Genomic DNA, 19888 nt, shown 5'->3' with positions numbered 1-19888 from the left:
ATTTCCTTTATGGTTTCACTTGTTTAGGAAAGCTCAGCTTGCATCGTAAACCACCCAGTGGTGAATGTGCAAAGCTTAAGCTGCCGCCCAGCGCCTGCGTAATTTTACATGATAATGCCAAACCCAGTCCGGTTCCGCCAGTCGCCCGGGTACGAGAATCATCGACACGGTAGAAACGCTCACCAATACGCGCCAGTTGTTCATCAGTCAGACCAAACGGACTATCATCGATATATAAGGTCCATTCTTTATCATCTTGTGTCGTATGAATATGCACCTGCCCGCCTGCTTCAGTATAGCGAATACTGTTACTGAGCAAGTTCGCCACAATCTGTTTAAAACGATCCAGATCCAGATTTAACTCAGTCCCCTCACCGTCTGCATTGACCGTCAATTCAGCATGCTCAAAATTCGGCTGGAAGTTGATGAGTTCCTGCTGCACCACCTCCCACGGATTCACCGTCGAAAAATAGAATTGTAATTGCTGGGCATCGACCTGTGCCAGCGCGGCCAGATCTTGGGTCAGTTTTTTCAGGCTGTTCACCTGAGCCAGCATGGAAGAAAAATGTTCAGGTGTTGGTTTACGAATCCCATCCTGCATCGCTTCAATCTGTGCCTGCAACACTGCCAATGGCGTTTTTAATTCATGCGAGGTATCTGCCACCCACTGACGGCGCGAGGTTTCATGCTGATCCAGAATCACCGCCAATGCATTTAACTCATTGGATAAATCACCTAATTCATCATTCCGGTTTACTTTAACCTGATATTGATAATTTCCCTGAGTCAAGGCACGCGTACCATTGAGCAGACGTTGTATCGGCTTTTTGAAATAAGTCGCTAATAACAGGGAAGCAATCAGACTTGCCAAAATACTGAGAGCATAAACCAGAAATAAATAACGCTTTTGGTTACTGAAGAAATTAATACTGAGCGCATCATCCTGATCTAGTACCGGTTTTAAGCCCAAATAGCCGACAATCTGATTATTCACCATAATCGGGCGATAAGAGACCTGCTCATCCGAAGCCTCACCGACCACAAAACGACGCTTGGCATCATACAGAGAAAGACGTGAACTGAGACCAAGACGATCCGGCATCTGGATAAACTGTTTCTTGCCGGTCGGCTGCTGTGCTGGCTGTTCCCCATTCTTGCGATCAGCCCTAAACAGATTCTGATTGGAGCTGAGCGGGAATTTCAAGCCTTCAAAGGGCTGAAACTGTGAAGGCAAATTAGATGCCAGCACACGTAATTCTTCTTCATTGACCTGACGTTGTGGCAGCGCCGGATCTACCATACTGGGTGCGACCTGAGCCAGAGTCTGTTCCTGAAAATAACGCTGCTGCAAGGCAATATCATACTGACGGCGTAACCACCAGCGTGACAAACGGTCATAATCATCCGGTGCGGCTTCACCTTCCATCTGGAGAATCTGTGCCTGAATCGCGTTGCCCCAGTCCTGATAGACCGCATAGACATCTGCCAGATTTTCAATCACATAATCCAGCTTCTGCATTTCGACATCGGCGACATAACGGGCGAAATTACGCTGCATATTCAGATGCAATACACCCAGGCTCACTGTGGTAATGACCAACGTGGTCAACAGCACGGTCAAAAATAGACGTAATGCAATGGGAATACGGCGAATGTTCAAAACTAAAATCTCAATTTTTCTTCTATATTCATTATTGTAGCGAACACCGCAGCAAAAAACTCTTCATTGTTTCTTCATCTTTATTGTTTAATCTTTATCTGACATAGAATCAGCTTCTTGACGGGGATAAATACAATGCAAACCATGACAAAAATAGCTTTAATCAGTGCAAGTGTTTTATCAATGGGTGCGTTGACTGCCTGTCAATCCACCAGCAATGTGCCAAGCAATGATCATCCCCACATGATGAAACATCATGAAGGCAAAAAACAGCATCTAACTCCCGAACAGCGTGAGCAGTTTAAGGCAAAGCGTGCAGAACGCATGCAGTTTGCCAAACAGCTTCAACAGGCCTGCGACAATAAAGCTGTGGGCTCGGCCGTTCAAATCAAGACTGGCGATAAAACCATAGACGGCACCTGCAAGATGGTCTTTAAAGCAGATCGTAAAGAGATGAAAAGCCATCGCGACATGAAAGCTGAGCATCGTCCAATGCGTGCTGATATGCGTAGAGGCATGATGCACGGTGAAGTCTTGACGGATGCCAAACGTGCAGAATTGACTAAACAGTTTGATCAGCGCCTCGCTCAACGTCAGGCACATCAACAAGCCATGCTGCAAGCCTGTCAAGGCAAAAAAGACGGGACTGCTGCACAGATCAAGATGGGTGAACAAACCATCAATGGCAAATGTCATGTTCGCTTCCAGCCTACAGCCTCTGCCTATTAATGCATAGGAATCAAGGCTTCACGACTAGCACCTTCGGGTGCTTTTTTATTGCGTGCTGTTTCATGCATACAGTTGACTATTCCTTTCCTACAAAATATGGCTAAAGTCTTTATACTCAAGACCTTTAATGCGTCATGCAGATTAATCTTTGACTTTACAGTCACCAAGAAAACACCCCGAAAAGCTTGTACCGCAGGGGAAGTTGTTGCACGATTAGATCATTCCAAACCGTGTCAGTGAAGACAGGTTTTAGTTCATCTAAGATTATAACGCTGGTTCAACCAGTATTGAGGAAACCGATATGCCACAATACAAAGCGCCTTTACGTGATATGCAATTTGTGTTGCATGAATTATTAAATGCTGAACAACACTATGCAAATCTCCCTGCATTCCAAGAAAACGTAAGCCGTGAGCTGGTAGATCAGTACTTAGAAGCTGCGGCCGACTTCTGTGAAAACGAATTGTCTCCGATCAACCAGACCGGTGACCGTGAAGGCTGTACCTGGAATGACGGCGTTGTTACGACTCCGACTGGCTTTAAAGAAGCGTACCAAAAATACATCGAGCTGGGCTTCCCTTCTCTTTCTGCTGAAGAACAATACGGCGGTCAAGGCTTACCGAACTCTTTAGGTATCGCGATTTCTGAAATGGTGGGTACTGCGAACTGGGCATGGGGCATGTACCCTGGCCTGTCTCACGGTGCGGTTCGTACTTTAGAACATCATGGTTCAGCTGAACAAAAAGACGCTTACCTGCCTAAACTGGTTTCAGGTGAATGGACGGGTACCATGTGCTTAACTGAATCTCATGCGGGTTCTGACTTGGGTATTATCCGTACCAAAGCTGAACCACAAGCGGACGGTAGCTACGCAATCTCTGGCGAGAAGATCTTTATCTCTGCTGGTGAACACGACATGGCAGAGAACATTATCCATATCGTACTTGCTCGTCTGCCAGGTGCACCGAAAGGTACCAAAGGTATCTCATTATTCATCGTGCCAAAATTCAACCTGAATGCTGACGGTTCTATTGGCGAGCGTAACGGCGTACGTTGTGGTTCGATCGAACACAAGATGGGTATCCATGGTAACGCGACTTGTGTCATCAACTTTGACAATGCTAAAGGCTTCCTGATTGGACCTGAAAACCGCGGCTTGAACTGCATGTTCACGTTCATGAACACAGCACGTATCGGTACAGCAGTTCAAGGTCTTGCAGCATCTGAAGGTTCATTCCAAGGCGCGCTTGCATACGCAAAAGATCGTCTGGCAATGCGCTCTTTAAGTGGTCCTAAAGCACCAGAAAAAGAAGCAGATCCAATCATTGTGCATCCTGCGGTACGTAACATGCTGTTGACGCAAAAAGCATATGCTGAAGGTGGTCGTGCACTGGTTTATCTATTGGCACAATATGCTGACGTGGTTGAACATGCTGCAGAAGAAGCAGACCGTAAATTTGCAGACAACATCCTGTCATTGCTGACACCAATCGCAAAAGCATTCCTGACTGAAACCGGTTCTGAAGCTGCGAAACACGGTGTACAGGTATTTGGTGGTCACGGCTTTATTTCTGAGCACGGCATGGAGCAAATCGTACGTGATACACGTATCGCCTGCTTGTACGAAGGTACCACTGAAATTCAGGCACTAGACTTGTTAGGCCGTAAAGTATTGGGTACGCAAGGTGCAATGTTGAAAGACTTCACCAAGATCATCCATAAATTTGCTGAAGCGCACAAAGACAATGCTGCAATGAAAGAATTCGTTGAACCATTGGCTGCCTTGAACAAAGAATGGGGCGATCTGACCATGCAGATTGGTATGCGCGCGATGCAAAACCCTGAAGAAGTGGGTGCGGCTGCAGTCGATTACCTCTACTTCTCTGGTTATGTCACTCTAGCTTACCTATGGGCACGTATGGCATTGGTTGCTCAGGAGCAACTGGCTGCGGGCACCACTGAGGTTGATTTCTACAATGCCAAAGTGACGACAGCACGCTTCTACTTCAAGAAAATCCTGCCACGCGTTCGTTCACACGTTGAAGTGATTGCGACAGGTGTAGAGCCATTGATGAACCTGGATGCGGAACACTTTGCATTCTAAGTTAGTCTCAGACTAGCTACATTTCAGAAAAAGGACGGTCAATCAACAGGCAGTCCTTTTTCTTTATAAAGAGTTACAGAATTAACCTTTAGTCGTCTAACATTCAGATTTTGAGTGTTTTAGACTGATTAAAACTCATTTAATCAAACAATAAACAGGTGACACACCATGCCAATTTATAACGCGCCACTTGCCGATATGAAATTCATCCTGAACGATGTCTTCAATGCAGAACAATTCTGGCAGGCCAATGAAAATCTAGCGCATCTGGATGCTGCGACAGCAGAAGCGATTCTTGAAGAAATGGCAAAATTTTCTCAAAACGTCATGCTTCCTCTGAACCGTACCGGCGATGAAGAAGGCGCAAAAATTGAAAATGGTAATGTGACCACACCTGCTGGCTTTAAAGAAGCGTTCAAACAATATGCAGAAGGTGGCTGGATTGGTCTGGGCGCAGATATGGAATGGGGCGGCCAGGAAATGCCGAAAATGCTAACGGTACTTTCTGATGAAATGCTGTTTGCCACCAACCCGTCTTTCATGCTGTATCCATTGCTTTCTGTTGGTGCGGGCATGGCGCTGAACAGCTATGCTTCACAAGCACAAAAAGAAACCTATTTACCTAAAATTTATTCGGGTGAGTGGTCAGGCACCATGTGCTTAACCGAACCACATGCCGGTACTGATCTGGGTATTATCAAAACCAAAGCTGAACGTAGCGAAGACGGCACTTATAGCATCAGCGGCACCAAGATTTTCATCACGGGTGGTGATCATGACCTGGCGGAAAACATCATTCATTTAGTTCTGGCAAAAACCCCAGATGCGCCTGCCGGCTCTCGTGGTATTTCCCTCTTCATCGTACCGAAATTCCTGGTGAATGAAGATGGTTCTATTGGCGAACGTAACCCGGTCGGCCCAGGTTCAATCGAACACAAGATGGGAATCAAGGCATCAGCAACCTGTGTAATGAACTTTGACGGTGCCAAAGGTTACCTCGTTGGTAAAGAAAACGAAGGTCTCGCTGCGATGTTCGTGATGATGAACTACGAACGTCTGTCGATGGGTATTCAAGGCCTAGGTGCTTCTGAATTCGCTTATCAAAACGCTGCGCAATATGCCACAGACCGTTTACAGGGTCGTAGTGCGGCTGGCGTTCAGTCACCAAGCAAACCTGCGGATAGCATTCTGGTGCATGGTGATGTACGCCGTATGCTGCTGAATGTACGTGCCAATAACGAAGCTTCGCGTGCCTTTGCAGTTTATGTAGGTCAGCAACTGGATATCACCAAATTCTCTACTGATCCTGAAGCGGTGAAAAAAGCCAATGACCGCGTTGCGCTATTAACACCAATCGCGAAAGCGTATTTAACGGATACCGCATTCCAGGCGACCCTAGATGCACAAATGGTCTTCGGTGGTCATGGCTATATCCGTGAATGGGGCTTGGAGCAATGTATCCGTGACCTACGTATTTCCCAGATCTATGAAGGCACCAACGGTGTACAGTCACAAGACTTGATCGGCCGCAAAACCATTAAATGTGGCGGCGAATATATCTCTGAATATATCTCTGAAATCCGTGACTTTGCCAATAGTCTGGATGCGGATCTAAACTTTATTAAAGATGCCACACTGGATGCAGCAACTGAAGTTGAATCGGTGACTCAGTACATTCTGGAAGCAGCAAGAGAAAGTCATGACTTTCCGAATGCGACCGCAGTTGACTATCTGCACGCTGTAGGTCTGTTGAGCTTCTCTTATATGTTCGCGCGCATTACCAATGCAGCGAAAAATAAAGACGGTGAGTTCTATCAAAATAAAATCGCTCTGGCACGTTACTTTGTACAACGCATTCTGCCTGAACTGGCATTACGCATTACTAAAGTGAAATCAGGTTCTGACGTCATCATGAACTTCTCTGAAGATTATTTCACGACTCAAGCTTAAGCTAAAAATCTGCAATAAAAACGCCTGCATCAGCAGGCGTTTTTTATGAAAATGCAACAATTAAACTTTTTGAATTAGCAAGGTATCCGTCTGATTATTGCTTTTCGGATTCGAATGTTTATTCACAATTTTGATATTCCCCTCTGACTCTAAAGACTCGCAGAGCTCCACCACCTTTTGCATATCTTCAGCCTTAATGCCTACGCCGAGGATTAATTTTTTTCCGGCTTCTAATTGGCTAATTTTTGTTTGAATTTTATCTAACACTTTTTTCTCCTATTTATTCAATGTTACCACCCATACAATATAGCAATTTAGTCTAAAAAAAGCGCAAAAGTTCAAATAATTTAATCTTTATTTTTCATTCAATCATTCTGTGCATGATCTTTGCACGTTATTCTGCAACTATCTTTATTTCACATGAAAAATCAGGAGGATAATATGTCTAAATCACGTCCGAAAATTGAAAAATTTGAAGCTCTCCTCGACCGTCTTGGCAATCTTGCTGTAGAAAGCTTTCATTATATTGCGCTGTTTATTATTGGCTGTATGGTGATCTGGTCCGCTGGCCATACCGTCATTGACATTCTGACCGTGAAACAGTTCGCCACGATTGATGACATTCTTCTGTTGTTTATTTATCTGGAACTGGGTGCCATGGTCGGCATCTATTTCAAAACCAACCATATGCCAGTACGCTTCCTGATTTATATTGCGATTACTGCACTGACCCGTTTGCTGATTGCAGATATTCAACACACGCATAAAGCCAGTATGGATCTGGTGATTATTACCGGTTCGATTCTGATTCTGGCCTTTGCAATATTAGTGGTGCGCTATGCCTCATGGACCTATCCATCCGTGATCCGTGACAAACATAGTGAAAAGCCACTACCACTCGGTAAAACACCGCGCCCCGAAGATGATGAATTGGCATAGTCTTTTAAGCCCTCTTTTTTTGCACTTCAACTTAAAGCAATACTTAAGCCTCATTCAGGGTTTAGGACTATTTATCTCAAGCAACCTCTCCCTTGCGTAGCAGTGCTACTCATCTCCTCACAGGAGAGGGAACTATTTTGGTCTTTCTGAGTTATTTACGCTTATAACTGAATTATCCGTTCAGAGTTTAGAGCAGTTTAACGATTCGGCACCAGCACATAGCGTCCGTTTTCATAAATCCAGTAGCTGCCACGCGGTGGTGCTGGTAACCCTAAACGCTGCCAATCGGTAATTACCGTATATCTCGAACTTTCAATCCGGGCAACATTCGGATCACCATTGACCCAGCTATAACTATTCGAATTTTGATAAATAGTGGTCGGTGCCTGATACTGAATATTTAATCCACTTTGACTCTGTGCAGGTGGATAGCCCCAATATGGTGGTCGTTGCGGGTAATGTGGTCTTGGTGGCAGCGGACGTTGCGGATAATGCTGCCGTGGTGGATCATAAGATCGTGGAGCGCTGCGATAATTCGGTGTGGATCGATCTACACCACCATAACCCACCCAAGCATTGCCAGCCATACTTTGTGCAGAAGCTCCTAATAGCAATGCAGCCAATATTGCACTCGATAGTACGATTCTCATTTGAGCTTCCTCCGAATAATCTGCTTATATTTTAAACAAAATAGATGCAGAAAATATGGATAAGCTCGCTGGAGCTGCAATTTTTTGTAATGCGCTCGCCTATTTTCAATCTGACAGGCACGTCGGCAAGCTACTGCTTTATGCTAAAATTACTTTTTTTAATGTTTCGAGTTGAATACTGTGTCTGATTTAAATTTCGATCGTTTACATGAATATTTTTCTAAAGTGCCGAGTGTTCAGAAAGAACGGATTGATAGCTATGGTTCAGATGGCAAACAGGCATGGTGGTTTAAGTTTCAGATCAATGTCGATCATCCGCTGGCTTGGCAAACTGTGCAAGAGCTGGGACATGTCCTGAATTATATTTCTAAAAATGAACGTCTTCCGACGCAGTTCCTGCCAGTATCTCCACCACCGTATATGAATGGTATCGCCAGAGATTTCTTGTGCTGGGTGATCCAGTGTAATCACGCAGATTTCCCACCCGATGTAGTTTGTGACTGGTTAGAAGCGCGTTTACCAAATCCGGTTGATGATGAAGCGCAATGGAAAATTAAAACCGATATTTCTGAGCTGGATGAATTAACGGATAAAGAGCTGGATCAGCTGGTTCCGCCGAATCCAGAATCAAAAAGCTGATAATAAAAAATCTCCCTAACTCCCTCTTTTTCAAAGAGGGACTTTTCTCCCTTTTAAAAAAGGGAGGTCAGAAGGGATTTAAAATCAAAACGTCGACCAGCCGCTCCATTCCATAAAGCGATACAGCCAATATTTAAAGAATGAGTTTTCTGCATATTGCGTGTAGTCCACACTCATAGAACGGCCATTCAGATTTGACCATGCTCCCTCAAAATATTGCTGGGCCCCCCTGAAAACTTCAGCCTGAGGTTGACCGACCACGCGCATATTGGTTTCCAGATTATAGTTTTTCAAATTGCGCACTGTAAAATTGGCCGAGCCTAAAATCATTTCAGCTTGCTGAGCATTGCGCTTCATTAGGATCTTGCTATGACATTGCTCACCCTGAGTATGACACCAACGTACATTTATACCCGCTTCGTGCAATTCTGAAGCCACCTGCCGGTTTGGAATTCCATTCTTTTCACGGCCAAAAGCATCTTTATTTGGGTCGAGTAAAATCCGGACTTTGACACCACGTTCATGGGCTGCTATCAGACTTTTGATAATTTTGCGCTCAGACAGATAAAACATCGCCAGATCAATCTGTTCATTGGCTTTCGCCGTCTGAATCAGATTCAGAATCGCATCATAAATGGCTTTTTCAGTCAGCACCTGAGCTTGTGGCTGGCTGCTGTCTGCCTGAAAATCCCCAACGACAATAGCTGGCATATTCGCTTGTGACATCATGCCTACAGACAGTTCTGTTTTCAGAATATCCACAGCTGTACTGCCCCAAACCAATAAGCCAATATTGGAATGCCTCGAACTGCCATCATGCGGATTCATGGACGTGACCAGTGCTTTCCAGCCTTGATCGGTATCCACCACCATGGTTTTGCGATGATTGGCTTTAAAGTTAAATAAATCAAAATAACTGCGCAGAGTAATTTTTTCTGGGCCAAATGGGTTTGGCAACCAGCCTGTTTCCGGATTATTGCCAATGCCCTGGCAACAGATATACCAGAAGCCGGACCAGCTTGGATTGGAAGCGCGCAACGGCGTCAGATTGGTTTCAATCACATCAATACCGTGCTGACGTAATTTCCGATACTGCTCAGATCTAATCCCGCCATAAACTGAATTAATCGGATCGGTAATAAACTTGATTTCCACCTCAGGCTGCAGCAGGCGCTTACTGATTAAAGCATCACTCAGCTGTTGACTCAGTGCCTGATGCTGCTGCGTAGATGCACCGGTTTGCTGATTAAATAAAAACATGTCCAGCACAATCAGTGATTTGGCCTCTTCAATCATTTTCAGCATTTCATTAAAAATGCGATGATCTAAATGCTGTTTTCCTTCTGCATCCAGATAAGTCTGATCGGCCAGAAATTTGACTTCGGCATGACGCAGTTTGCCTGTGTAATTCAGACCTTCCGGCAAAGGCTTATACGTGTGGTAGATCGCCGAAGCCAGATAACCCACGGCCAGCATACTAATGATCAAAGCCACATAACGGCGATTCGACCAGTTTAATTTATTGTGAATTCGTTGAAAGATACGCATAAGAAAAAACCTAACCCAATATACTCAGGCTAGGTTTTATCTTATGATTTTTCAAGTAGATTTCAGTGAGATCTAGATGATTTAGTCGATTATTTCAGTAGACCTGTTAGAAATCATACTGTACGCCGACGGTAAAGTTGCGACCCACCTGCGGAATATTCGACAGGAAGGAAGTATGTGAATACACCTGATCATCAAGCAGGTTATTGGCCTTGAAATAAACCCGATAAGCATTGTTATCTGCAAGGCTATTGGCATAGCTTAAGCCAACATTCACCATATTGTAGCCCTGGGTTTCATCTTCATAGCTGGCGATCTTGTCCTGATTAAAGACATGATAATATTCAGCCAGACCTGACCAGCCATCGGCAAAGTCTGCTTCAACTTTTGTTCCTAAACGACCTGCAGGTACACGTGGTGCATTCTCAGCTTCAATCTTGCCACGCACATAGTCCCCAAAGACGCTGACTTTATACATATCATTGATCTGATAACCGGCTTGTGCTTCTGTACCATAAAATCTAGCTTTGTCTTGGGTATATTGCACGCCACGTAAATTACCTTTCTGCGCTACCGTTTCGCCATAGATATAATCATCAAACCAGTTGTGATAGACATGCACATGGTAATCCAGTTTATCCCCTTCATAATGCAGACCTAACTCGAGATTATTTGAAGTTTCTTTATCGAGATCAGGATTACCGAGTTCATAGGTATTGGTCGCAAAATGCAAGCCATCAGCATAGAGTTCTTGAGCTAAAGGCAAACGCTGCTGATGAGATCCCACCACAGAAAGTTTGTAGTTCGGTGCAAATTCCCAGTTGGCAGCAGCGGATGCAGAGACACCAGTCCCCGAATAATCTTTCTGATCCGAATCTACTTTCACTTTTTGATGATCGACACGCGCACCAAGTTCAACATGCACATCGCCGATCTGTTTATGTTCCAAAGCAAATAAGCTGTATTTCTGGGTTTTGGTGTCTGCCATCAGCACATCATGATTATGACTCGCATGCTCACCATGATCATGCTCATGTCCTTCATGATCGTGCTCTGCATGACCATGTGCTTCTGGAGCGGATAAATTAATTTTTTGCTGTGAAAGCTGGGTTCCAATCACCCCCTCCCAACCTGCGACAGGAACATGCACCAGTTCTAAACGTGCATCATAGCCCTTGCTTTTAAAGTTACTGATGACTGCATTTTCTTCCAGTTCATCATGTTCATAATCGGTAAAGCTGGCATGTGCACGTAATTTTTCAATACCGGCAAAAGGCTGTTCCAGTTCGGTGCGTACTTCATAGCGTTCAGATTTTAAATCTACCCATGGTCCACCATGCTCTTCATGGGCTGATGCATCTGGGTCAGGTGTTGGACAACCATGAAAATGATCACCATGTAAAACACAACCATGATATTCATGACTATGCCCTGGTAAGCCATACTGATCCTGACGGTTGCTATAAGACAGACCGACAAAACCACGATCATGAATCCATGATCCGCCAATATTGACTGTTTGCCCTTCAGCAAAAGTATTGCCCACACGACGTTCTTTTTCTAATTCGTCATCATGCTCATGAAAATAATCCGGTGCAATATAATCATTGGCGTTACGTTTTGAGCCTTCTGCACGCAAAGCAAAGTTTTCACCAATACCCGCTGTCACACCAGCACTTGCCAGTTTTTCATCACTGCCTGAGTTATAACGCAGGCCGACTGTACCTTCCAAACCATCTTCAGGCATCTGGGTCGGAATTTTTTGATCAGTGACATTCACCAGACCACCGACTGTACCGGCACCATAAAGCAAGGTTGATGGACCGCGAATTACTTCCACCTGTTTTGCCAGAATCGGATCAACGGTTACTGCATGGTCAGGAGACAAAGTGGATACATCCGCTGTTTCAGAAGCATGCTGCAACACTTTCACACGTGGACCATCTTGACCACGAATCACAGGACGGCTTGAACCTGAACCATATTGATTAGAATAAACACCCAGCTCATCTGCCAAGGCATCCCCAATGGTGGTAGCACGTTCAGATAGCGCTTTCTGATCCACGACCTGATCTGCAACCGCGAAATCCGCCGCAGTCTGCACCAATGGATGAGCTTGCACCTGAATAGTGTCCATGGTCTGAACCGGGATAGAAGATGAGGATTGCTCTGCAAATACTGTAGGCGCAACTACAGCAAAAATTGACAATGTTATTAGATTCTTAGGGAAGGACATGACCGAAGCTCAAATTCAGCAATCTGGATTAATGTTATAATATAACATTTCATTATTTTTGCAATCCTTTACGATAATCAGTGCTATATTTTATTAGAATGTCCTTTGAATACTTTTGATTACATTAAAACATTGTCTTTATGCCCTTTACCTTATCGCATGCTGTGCTTGCTCCACCTATTTCATATTTGACTGGGAATAGACTTCCTGTTGCTGCGCTGGCAATTGGGAGCATGGTTCCCGATCTGCATCGCTTGTTTACTCATACTAATTCGAATATCACCCATTTATGGTCTTCTCTGATTCATCCAGATCTCTGGATTGGTTTGGCTTTTTGTGCCGTCTGGTACCTGATTTACCGGCCCGTGATTTACCGTTTCATCGGTATTCAGCATGATTTAAAGATTCACAATATCCTTTCAGCACTAAAATTCATCCTGGTGATGTGTCTGGCAGTCATCATTGGTACAGCCACCCATTTAATCTGGGATGGACTAACGCATGTCGACTTTCGAACTTTTGCCTTTCATGACGTCTTAGCCCAACATTTTCAGTTGCTTGGACAAAGTTATCCGCTGCACCGAATTTTACAGATTGGCACCTCAGTGATTGTCTTGCCTCTTATCCTGTGGATGAGCCTGCATTACTATAAAACTCATCAGCAATATCTTGCAGTCAGTGTGAAAATCAAATCCTTTGCCTGGGGCTTATTGCTCTTTTCTATATTTACCGGCCTATTTTCTGTCTGGGATTATGCGCGCTATATTTCTACGGAAGTCTGGCAATCAGACCTCTATTATTTTACTGGTCGCTCGATCAATGAATTTAGCCAAGGCTTTCTGATCACCTTCAGTCTGGGCTGTTTATTGTTTTTATTTTTAGACAGAGGTCGCAGGATGGGTTAAACAAAGCACTGGCTTTGCGCCTATTCACTTTAAAATGATATTGTTTTTGACCCAAGTTCTTGTGACAACATGCCCAAAGAGGCATAATCCTACCTTTACTCAAAGCGGTACGCTGTTTACGTATTCGCTGACCTTAACCCATATAGTTGGATTTCTAACGCTATGATGCGAACTCATTACTGCGGTTCTTTAACCGAAGCTCAAATTGACCAAACCGTAACATTATGCGGTTGGGTACACCGTCGCCGTGACCACGGTGGTGTAATCTTCCTTGACATGCGTGACCGTGATGGTCTTGTTCAAGTGGTTATTGACCCAGATACTCCTGAAGCATTCGCAACTGCTGATAAAGTACGTTCAGAATTTGTATTAAAAATTACAGGCCGTGTGCGTCGCCGTTATGAAGGTACAGAAAATGCCAATATGGTGAGCGGTCAAATCGAAGTCTTGGGTAAAGAAATTGAAGTTCTTGCTCAGTCTGAAACTCCGCCATTCCCTTTGAATGACGAAAACACCAATATTTCTGAAGAAATTCGTTTGAAATACCGTTTCCTGGACATCCGTCGTCCAGAAATGCTAGATCGTTTACGTTTTCGTTCTAAATTAACCAACCTGATTCGTAACTACTTCGAAGACAATGGCTTCCTAGACGTTGAAACTCCGATCTTAACTCGTGCAACGCCTGAAGGTGCGCGTGACTATTTAGTGCCAAGCCGCGTATCTAACGGTAGCTTCTACGCACTTCCACAATCGCCACAGCTATTCAAACAGTTGTTGATGGTCGGCGGTATTGATCGTTACTACCAAATCGCGAAATGTTTCCGTGATGAAGACTTACGTGCTGACCGTCAGCCTGAATTCACCCAAATCGACGTTGAAACATCGTTCATGAGTGACGATGACATTATGGATTTAATGGAAACTTTAACCGTGAAGATGTTCAAAGAACTTCTAAACGTAGAGTTTGATAAATTCCCACGCATGACCTACAACGATGCAATGCGTGACTATGCATCTGACAAACCAGATATGCGTATTCCGTTGAAACTGGTTGACGTTGCAGACTTGATGCAAGACGTTGAGTTCAAAGTATTCGCAGGTCCTGCTAAAGATCCTAAAGGTCGTATCGTTGCGCTTCGCGTACCGGGTGCGGGTTCACTGCCACGTAGCGCGATTGATGAATACACCAAATTTGTAGGCATCTACGGTGCACGCGGTTTGGCTTACATCAAAGTCAACGAACTTGAAAAAGGCATCGAAGGTCTTCAATCTCCAATCGTGAAATTCATCGAGCCAATCGTGCTTGATCTATTGAAACGTGTTGGCGCTGAAAATGGCGACATCGTATTCTTCGGTGCAGACAAAGCCAAAGTTGTAAACGATGCCATGGGCGCGCTTCGTGTGAAGATCGGTCATGACATGAAACTTGCAACTTGTGAGTGGGCGCCACTTTGGGTTGTTGATTTCCCAATGTTCGAAGAAACTGATGATGGCAAATGGACCTCTGTTCACCATCCATTCACGCTACCAAAATCAAGCGTTGAAGAAGTGAAGAACAACCCAGGTGCGGCATTGTCTGTTGCTTACGATATGGTATTGAACGGTACTGAAATCGGTGGTGGTTCACTGCGTATTCATAACCTTGAAATGCAAAAAGCGATCTTTGAAGCATTAGGTATTGGTGAAGAAGAAGCGGAAGAGAAATTCAGCTTCTTATTAAATGCATTACGTTACGGTGCTCCTCCGCATGGTGGTTTGGCATTTGGTCTTGACCGTCTGGTAATGCTCATGACTGGCGGTGCTTCGATTCGTGACGTGATTGCATTCCCGAAAACCAAGACTGCCGAATGTCCATTGACTCAAGCGCCAGCACCAGTTGAATCAAACCAACTGCGTGACCTTGGTATTCGCTTACGTGAAAAACCAAAAGCTGAATCTCAAGAATAATTCTTGAAGTTTTAAGTGAAAAAGCCCTGCCTCGTGCGGGGCTTTTTTGTAAGATTGAGTCGCATCTGGAACAGTGGCATAATAGCGACAGTTTTCAATCTAAGGTAATTAGCAATGGCTATGCGTCCTGCAGTTCGTAATCGCAGCATTATGCTTATTGTATTTTCAGTGGTTCAATGGCTGTTCATGCGCTATATCCTTGCCAACAACCTGTTCAACCTCGATACCAATGACCGTATTGTGTATTTTTGCCTGAGCAGTATTTTAGGCGCCCTGCTGATTTTTGTAGGTTTGATATATATGGTGCTGAAGGGCAATCCGGACAAAGACCTATAATCTGACCATCTGGATACCATGTACACCCTACTTAAAAATTTCTCCAAGCTTCCACTAAGATTCATTCAAAATCTTGCGCAACTGGCTGGATCGCTTTTGTATCTCAGCCATTCTTCTGCACGCCGAGTGACCGAGATTAATCTGGCCTCTGCTTATCCAGAACTTTCTGAATCTGAACGAGCTGATTTGACCAAACGTAGCCTGAAAAGTCAGTGCATGACTTATGCGGAATCGGTCAAAATTTGGGGTTCCTCTCCTGAATATGCGTTGTCATTAATTCGTAATGTCCATGGTGCAGATCTTTTTCTTCAAGCTTTAAAAAACCCGAATGGCTGCCTGGCTGTGGTGCCTCATTTTGGTACATGGGAGCTATTGAATGTCTGGGTAAACCAGCATACATCACCCGTGATTATGTACAAACCCAGCAAGAATGAAGACATCGATCGTTTTATGCTTGAAGCCCGGCAACGTCTGAATGCCACACTGGTTCCGACTGATGATTCTGGGGTACGTGCTTTATTTAAGCATTTAAAACAAGGTGGTTTTTCTGCGATTTTGCCGGATCATGTACCTAAAGAAAGTGGTGGTATCTACTCACTTTTCTACAATCAAAATGCGCTATCTTCTACCTTACTTTCCAAACTGGCAGCCAAAACACAATGTTCAGTAGTTGGGCTTAGTTGTTTAAGACGTGAAGATTTTTCCGGCTATGATATTTACGTTACTAAATTATCAAATGATATTTTATCTAAAGATTTACAACTGTCAGTTGATACCTTAAATAAAGAAATGGAGCGCATGATTAATGTCGCTCCAGAACAATATTTGTGGGGGTATAAACGCTTTAGGAAGACATTAAATAAAAAAAAGTTTTATTGAAAATAAATTAAGAGGAAATTTTTACATGTACAACAAAACTAAAGTGGCTATTCTATACATTGCAACTGGTCGATATATCAAGTTCTGGGATTTTTTTTATAAATCAGCTGAGCAAAATCTTTTATTAAATAGTTCAAAACATTATTTTGTATTTACAGACTGCAAAGAATTATTAGAAAGTGATATTGAAGAAAATATTACTTATATTAAGCAACCAAAATTAGGTTGGCCGTATGACACCTTAATGAGATTTAATATCTTTTTAACCCAAAAGAATCAATTAAAAAAATTTGATTATATTTTCTTCTTCAATGCAAATACTGAAATTGTTAAAACTATTACAGAAGAAGATCTACTTCCATTAAACAGTGCTGAAAATTTAGTTTTAACTCATCAGCCTCATGCATTCCATAAAAATAAAAAGCAATTTACATATGATAGAAATCCACTTTCAAATGCATATATTCCACTTTCTCAGGGTAAACACTACTTTACAGGGGCATTAAACGGTGGGAAATCAGTAAATTTTCTTGAGATGTGTGAACATTTAAATCGTAAGACCAAAGAGGACTTAGATCAGAATATTATTGCTCTATGGCATGATGAAAGTCATCTAAATAAATATGCTCTTGATAGAACAGATGTTAAAATACTGCCGCCATATTTTACTCGTGGTGAGAAAGAATATTGGAAGAAAGAGTCGAAAGTCATGTTTTCTGATAAATCACATTATCGATTTGGTGGACATGCTTTTCTTCGTGGGGAAACAGATCAATATATTGATCAAATTGAATGGAAAAAATTAAATGGTAAACCAAAAAAAAGAATTTCATTTAGACTCAAACAATATATCAAAAGTTTTTTCATCTAAAGAACCCTTTCACTCTCTCATTTCAACCATCCGTAAAAAATATCCATGGCGTCTATTTTATTATCTAATCCCCAAATATTTCCGTAAAAAAATTGATAAAGAAGCTAATAAGCGTAATAAAAATCATATTGCCAAGTGTTTTAACTCCTTTATTGATACTTATGACAAAGCACTCTTAAGTTTTTTTGATCTAAAACCCCAAAAAGACTTAGTAGGTAAAAAAATCATTTGGCAATATTGGGGTCAAGGATTTGAAGAAAATGCTTTACCAATTATAGTAAAGAAATGTTGTCAATCTATTGATGAGTTTAAACAAGACTATACTATCATCCGTCTTGATGAAAACAATATCTCGGAATATATTAATTTTCCTGATTTTGTCTGGGAAAAGAAAAAGAATGAAGAATATAAGCATGCCTTTTTTGCTGACCTTATTCGTTTAGCATTACTTGATGTTTATGGTGGAATCTGGATGGATGCTACTATTTTACTTACAGGCCCAATTCCAGATGAAATAAAAAATAGTAATTTATTTATGTACCAAAGGACTAAAGATGCTACCAATCAAGAGTTTTGGAATAATTTTAATCAAGATTATTTTTGCTGGGACTCAGATTCAAAAGTCAATATATTAAATAGTTTTATAGTTGCAAAACCTAAACAAGCAAACCTACACAAATGTTTAGATCTTTTACTCAATTTTTGGAAAACTCAAAATACAATTCCACATTATTTCTTTTTTCAAATTATGTTCAATGAATTAACATTAAGGGATAAATTCCAATTATTACCTATATTAGATGATACCTTACCACATCTGTATCAAGTCTATTCTTCCAAAGGAAAAGATTTAAAATTAGCAACTCAGAATAATCATATCCATAAAATGAATCGTCGTTCACTGAGAATGGATTAAAAAATCCACTCTCAGTAATTTAATCTTATTTAAAAGAAACTACTTTCCCTAAAAAATAATATTTAACTTGATTAATAATTCGGCTAATTTCCTTCTCTACTTTCATCCAACCTTTTTTCTTATATTTCTTCATTCTGGCTTTACGTTCATCAATTAAATCACTAGACAGAACAGTTTTTTTCTCTGGATATAACATCATTTCCTGTATACAACTGGCAGGTGACATTTGATAAACATCACAGTGCTTAGCATGAATAAAATCTCTAAACATCATTTCATCTAAAGGACTCAAAGATGATTGTTTAATATAATTTAGATAAGCCATAGCACCCTTAAGTGACAATATATAACCCGCTGTTCCTAAATTTTTTCCAGTTAAACGAGCAATCTGACGGTTTGTATCGTTGATTCTGTAGACTTCTTTAGCTAATAAAACCTTTTCAGAAAATGCTTCCGTTTTGATAATATGCCAATCTTCTTGAATCCACGAAGATGAATTAAAAATTTCAAATGCTCTTTCCCCTAAAAAAACATCATCTTCAAATATTGCAACATATGGAAGCTGCTCATCGACCATTTTTTGCCAAACTGACACATGACTCATAAAGCAAGCCAACTCCCCACCTGTTAAGTATTCATCCTCAACATTTAATTGCATTTTCTCTGCAAGTGGCTTTGCTAAATCAGGGACCAGAGCATCAAAAAATTCAAAACCAATATTCTGTTTACCAAATTCTTTTTCAATATGTTCACGGCGTGCTTTTGCCGTCTTCAGGCTAATTACAATATTTTTCATAGAATTTACTTACTTTGAACTAATCAAGTGCTTGATCGCATAATAACGATCACACCACATGCGCTTTTGTTTTTTAAATCCATAGGAGCGGCTTCTATTTTCAAGTGCTTTGCGAGAAATCCCCTGAGTAGCAACCGTTCCCAAAATATCACTATCGACCCCTGCTGGCTTCACTAGTGGTGGCCAAATCCCTAAACCTTTGCCATTTTGACTTAACCAAGACTGGAAGAAGATATCAACCGGCATATTTATAGTTTTGCCTGCCTCAACAAAAGCCTGTGCTCCCTGCCGCGACCAGATTAACCCTAAGCCACGAATTGGGAAATAAAAAGCATGCCATAGACTTATATCCCCTATTTGCGTAATATCTTTTGCAAGTTTTTTCTTTTTTGCAGCAATATTAATAAGATACCAGCTTAAATCTTGATGTTGGTGCAAATATTCAATGATGCTGTCAATTTTAATCTTAAAGTCACTATTAATTTTAAGGTCATCTTCCAAAACCACTAAATAATCTGCATCAGTGGCTAAAAATTTTTCAGCACATCCATAATGACTTAAATAACAACCTAACTCGGAATTCATTAAACTACGACCTAATACCTTATTAGTTTGATCATCATTATAATTTGTGAATTCAGAGAGTGCTTTACCCCGACCATCATAAGCAGCAAAACGTTCAAACCTCCAGCCCACACTATTAAGCTGCTGAGTTGCTGCAGCTAGACGCTCATCACTTCCGTCTAAATTAATTAAATAAGTTACAACTTTCATGATTAACTC

At 42.1% G+C, this 19888-nt stretch carries 18 protein-coding genes; 11 read left to right on the top strand and 7 right to left on the bottom strand.

Going from position 1 to position 19888, the window contains the following annotated elements; genetic code table 11:
- Nucleotides 1-7: 7 nt before the first annotated feature.
- Nucleotides 8-1660: a sensor histidine kinase efflux regulator BaeS gene (baeS, locus tag NI462_RS07790; RefSeq protein WP_253159903.1), complete on the bottom strand. Its 1653-nt coding sequence runs from the start codon at nt 1658-1660 to the stop codon at nt 8-10.
- A gap of 135 nt (nt 1661-1795) precedes the next feature.
- On the opposite strand from baeS, the gene NI462_RS07785 reads away from it, so the two are divergent.
- The 3 genes from NI462_RS07785 to NI462_RS07775 all read left to right on the top strand — a co-directional run bounded on the left by NI462_RS07785 (nt 1796) and on the right by NI462_RS07775 (nt 6443).
- Nucleotides 1796-2389 (top strand): hypothetical protein, encoded by a 594-nt coding sequence (locus tag NI462_RS07785; protein WP_253159901.1) that lies wholly within the window; start codon nt 1796-1798, stop codon nt 2387-2389.
- A gap of 301 nt (nt 2390-2690) precedes the next feature.
- On the top strand, nt 2691-4493 hold the full coding sequence (locus NI462_RS07780) for an acyl-CoA dehydrogenase C-terminal domain-containing protein (protein ID WP_004278309.1): 1803 nt from the start codon (nt 2691-2693) through the stop codon (nt 4491-4493).
- Between the two features lie 168 nt (nt 4494-4661).
- Nucleotides 4662-6443 (top strand): acyl-CoA dehydrogenase C-terminal domain-containing protein, encoded by a 1782-nt coding sequence (locus tag NI462_RS07775; protein WP_253159899.1) that lies wholly within the window; start codon nt 4662-4664, stop codon nt 6441-6443.
- 60 nt (nt 6444-6503) lie between these two features.
- Here the strand turns inward: NI462_RS07775 and NI462_RS07770 are convergent, their stop codons facing one another.
- The gene (locus NI462_RS07770) at nt 6504-6710 is read right to left on the bottom strand and encodes a hypothetical protein (RefSeq protein ID WP_005261855.1); all 207 of its coding nucleotides are present in this window, start codon (nt 6708-6710) and stop codon (nt 6504-6506) included.
- Between the two features lie 174 nt (nt 6711-6884).
- On the opposite strand from NI462_RS07770, the gene NI462_RS07765 reads away from it, so the two are divergent.
- Nucleotides 6885-7382, top strand: coding sequence for a phosphate-starvation-inducible protein PsiE (locus tag NI462_RS07765; RefSeq protein WP_004647497.1), 498 nt, complete (start codon nt 6885-6887; stop codon nt 7380-7382).
- Nucleotides 7383-7579: 197 nt separating this feature from the next.
- Here the strand turns inward: NI462_RS07765 and NI462_RS07760 are convergent, their stop codons facing one another.
- A complete protein-coding gene (locus tag NI462_RS07760) occupies nt 7580-8032 on the bottom strand; it encodes an RcnB family protein (RefSeq protein WP_005103287.1) in 453 nt (150 codons plus the stop codon).
- A gap of 180 nt (nt 8033-8212) precedes the next feature.
- On the opposite strand from NI462_RS07760, the gene NI462_RS07755 reads away from it, so the two are divergent.
- Entirely contained in the window at nt 8213-8671 is a 459-nt protein-coding gene (locus NI462_RS07755; protein ID WP_005246011.1) for a hypothetical protein, read from the top strand.
- 84 nt (nt 8672-8755) lie between these two features.
- On the opposite strand, the gene NI462_RS07750 is transcribed toward NI462_RS07755, so the two are convergent.
- Both NI462_RS07750 and znuD read right to left on the bottom strand, forming a co-directional pair.
- Nucleotides 8756-10219 (bottom strand): phospholipase D-like domain-containing protein, encoded by a 1464-nt coding sequence (locus NI462_RS07750; protein WP_253159897.1) that lies wholly within the window; start codon nt 10217-10219, stop codon nt 8756-8758.
- Between the two features lie 106 nt (nt 10220-10325).
- Nucleotides 10326-12455, bottom strand: coding sequence for a zinc piracy TonB-dependent receptor ZnuD (gene znuD / locus NI462_RS07745; RefSeq protein ID WP_253159895.1), 2130 nt, complete (start codon nt 12453-12455; stop codon nt 10326-10328).
- Between the two features lie 140 nt (nt 12456-12595).
- On the opposite strand from znuD, the gene NI462_RS07740 reads away from it, so the two are divergent.
- The 6 genes from NI462_RS07740 (at nt 12596) to NI462_RS07715 (ending at nt 18309) form a co-directional block, all read left to right on the top strand.
- A complete protein-coding gene (locus tag NI462_RS07740) occupies nt 12596-13360 on the top strand; it encodes a DUF4184 family protein (RefSeq protein WP_253159893.1) in 765 nt (254 codons plus the stop codon).
- A 162-nt stretch (nt 13361-13522) separates the two neighbouring features.
- Entirely contained in the window at nt 13523-15307 is a 1785-nt protein-coding gene (aspS, locus tag NI462_RS07735) for an aspartate--tRNA ligase (protein ID WP_004647490.1), read from the top strand.
- 114 nt (nt 15308-15421) lie between these two features.
- On the top strand, nt 15422-15643 hold the full coding sequence (locus NI462_RS07730; RefSeq protein ID WP_004278319.1) for a hypothetical protein: 222 nt from the start codon (nt 15422-15424) through the stop codon (nt 15641-15643).
- Between the two features lie 18 nt (nt 15644-15661).
- The gene (locus tag NI462_RS07725; protein ID WP_253159892.1) at nt 15662-16522 is read left to right on the top strand and encodes a lysophospholipid acyltransferase family protein; all 861 of its coding nucleotides are present in this window, start codon (nt 15662-15664) and stop codon (nt 16520-16522) included.
- Nucleotides 16503-17393 (top strand): family 6 glucosyltransferase, encoded by an 891-nt coding sequence (locus NI462_RS07720; protein WP_307722551.1) that lies wholly within the window; start codon nt 16503-16505, stop codon nt 17391-17393. The genes NI462_RS07725 and NI462_RS07720 overlap by 20 nt, the downstream gene beginning before the upstream one ends.
- Nucleotides 17329-18309, top strand: a complete 981-nt coding sequence (locus NI462_RS07715; RefSeq protein WP_253159890.1) for a capsular polysaccharide synthesis protein — start codon at nt 17329-17331, stop codon at nt 18307-18309. The genes NI462_RS07720 and NI462_RS07715 overlap by 65 nt, the downstream gene beginning before the upstream one ends.
- 25 nt (nt 18310-18334) lie before the next feature.
- Here the strand turns inward: NI462_RS07715 and NI462_RS07710 are convergent, their stop codons facing one another.
- Nucleotides 18335-19105, bottom strand: a complete 771-nt coding sequence (locus tag NI462_RS07710; RefSeq protein ID WP_004647487.1) for a glycosyltransferase family 25 protein — start codon at nt 19103-19105, stop codon at nt 18335-18337.
- 9 nt (nt 19106-19114) lie between these two features.
- Complete coding sequence (locus NI462_RS07705; protein ID WP_253159888.1) at nt 19115-19879, bottom strand: glycosyltransferase family 25 protein; 765 nt, start codon at nt 19877-19879, stop codon at nt 19115-19117.
- Nucleotides 19880-19888 lie beyond the last annotated feature (9 nt).

Source organism: Acinetobacter lwoffii, assembly GCF_024129715.1.
GTDB classification, from domain to species: domain Bacteria; phylum Pseudomonadota; class Gammaproteobacteria; order Pseudomonadales; family Moraxellaceae; genus Acinetobacter; species Acinetobacter lwoffii_U.
The sequence above is the reverse complement of the archived record's forward strand: the minus strand, read 5'-3'. Positions and strand labels throughout refer to the sequence as shown.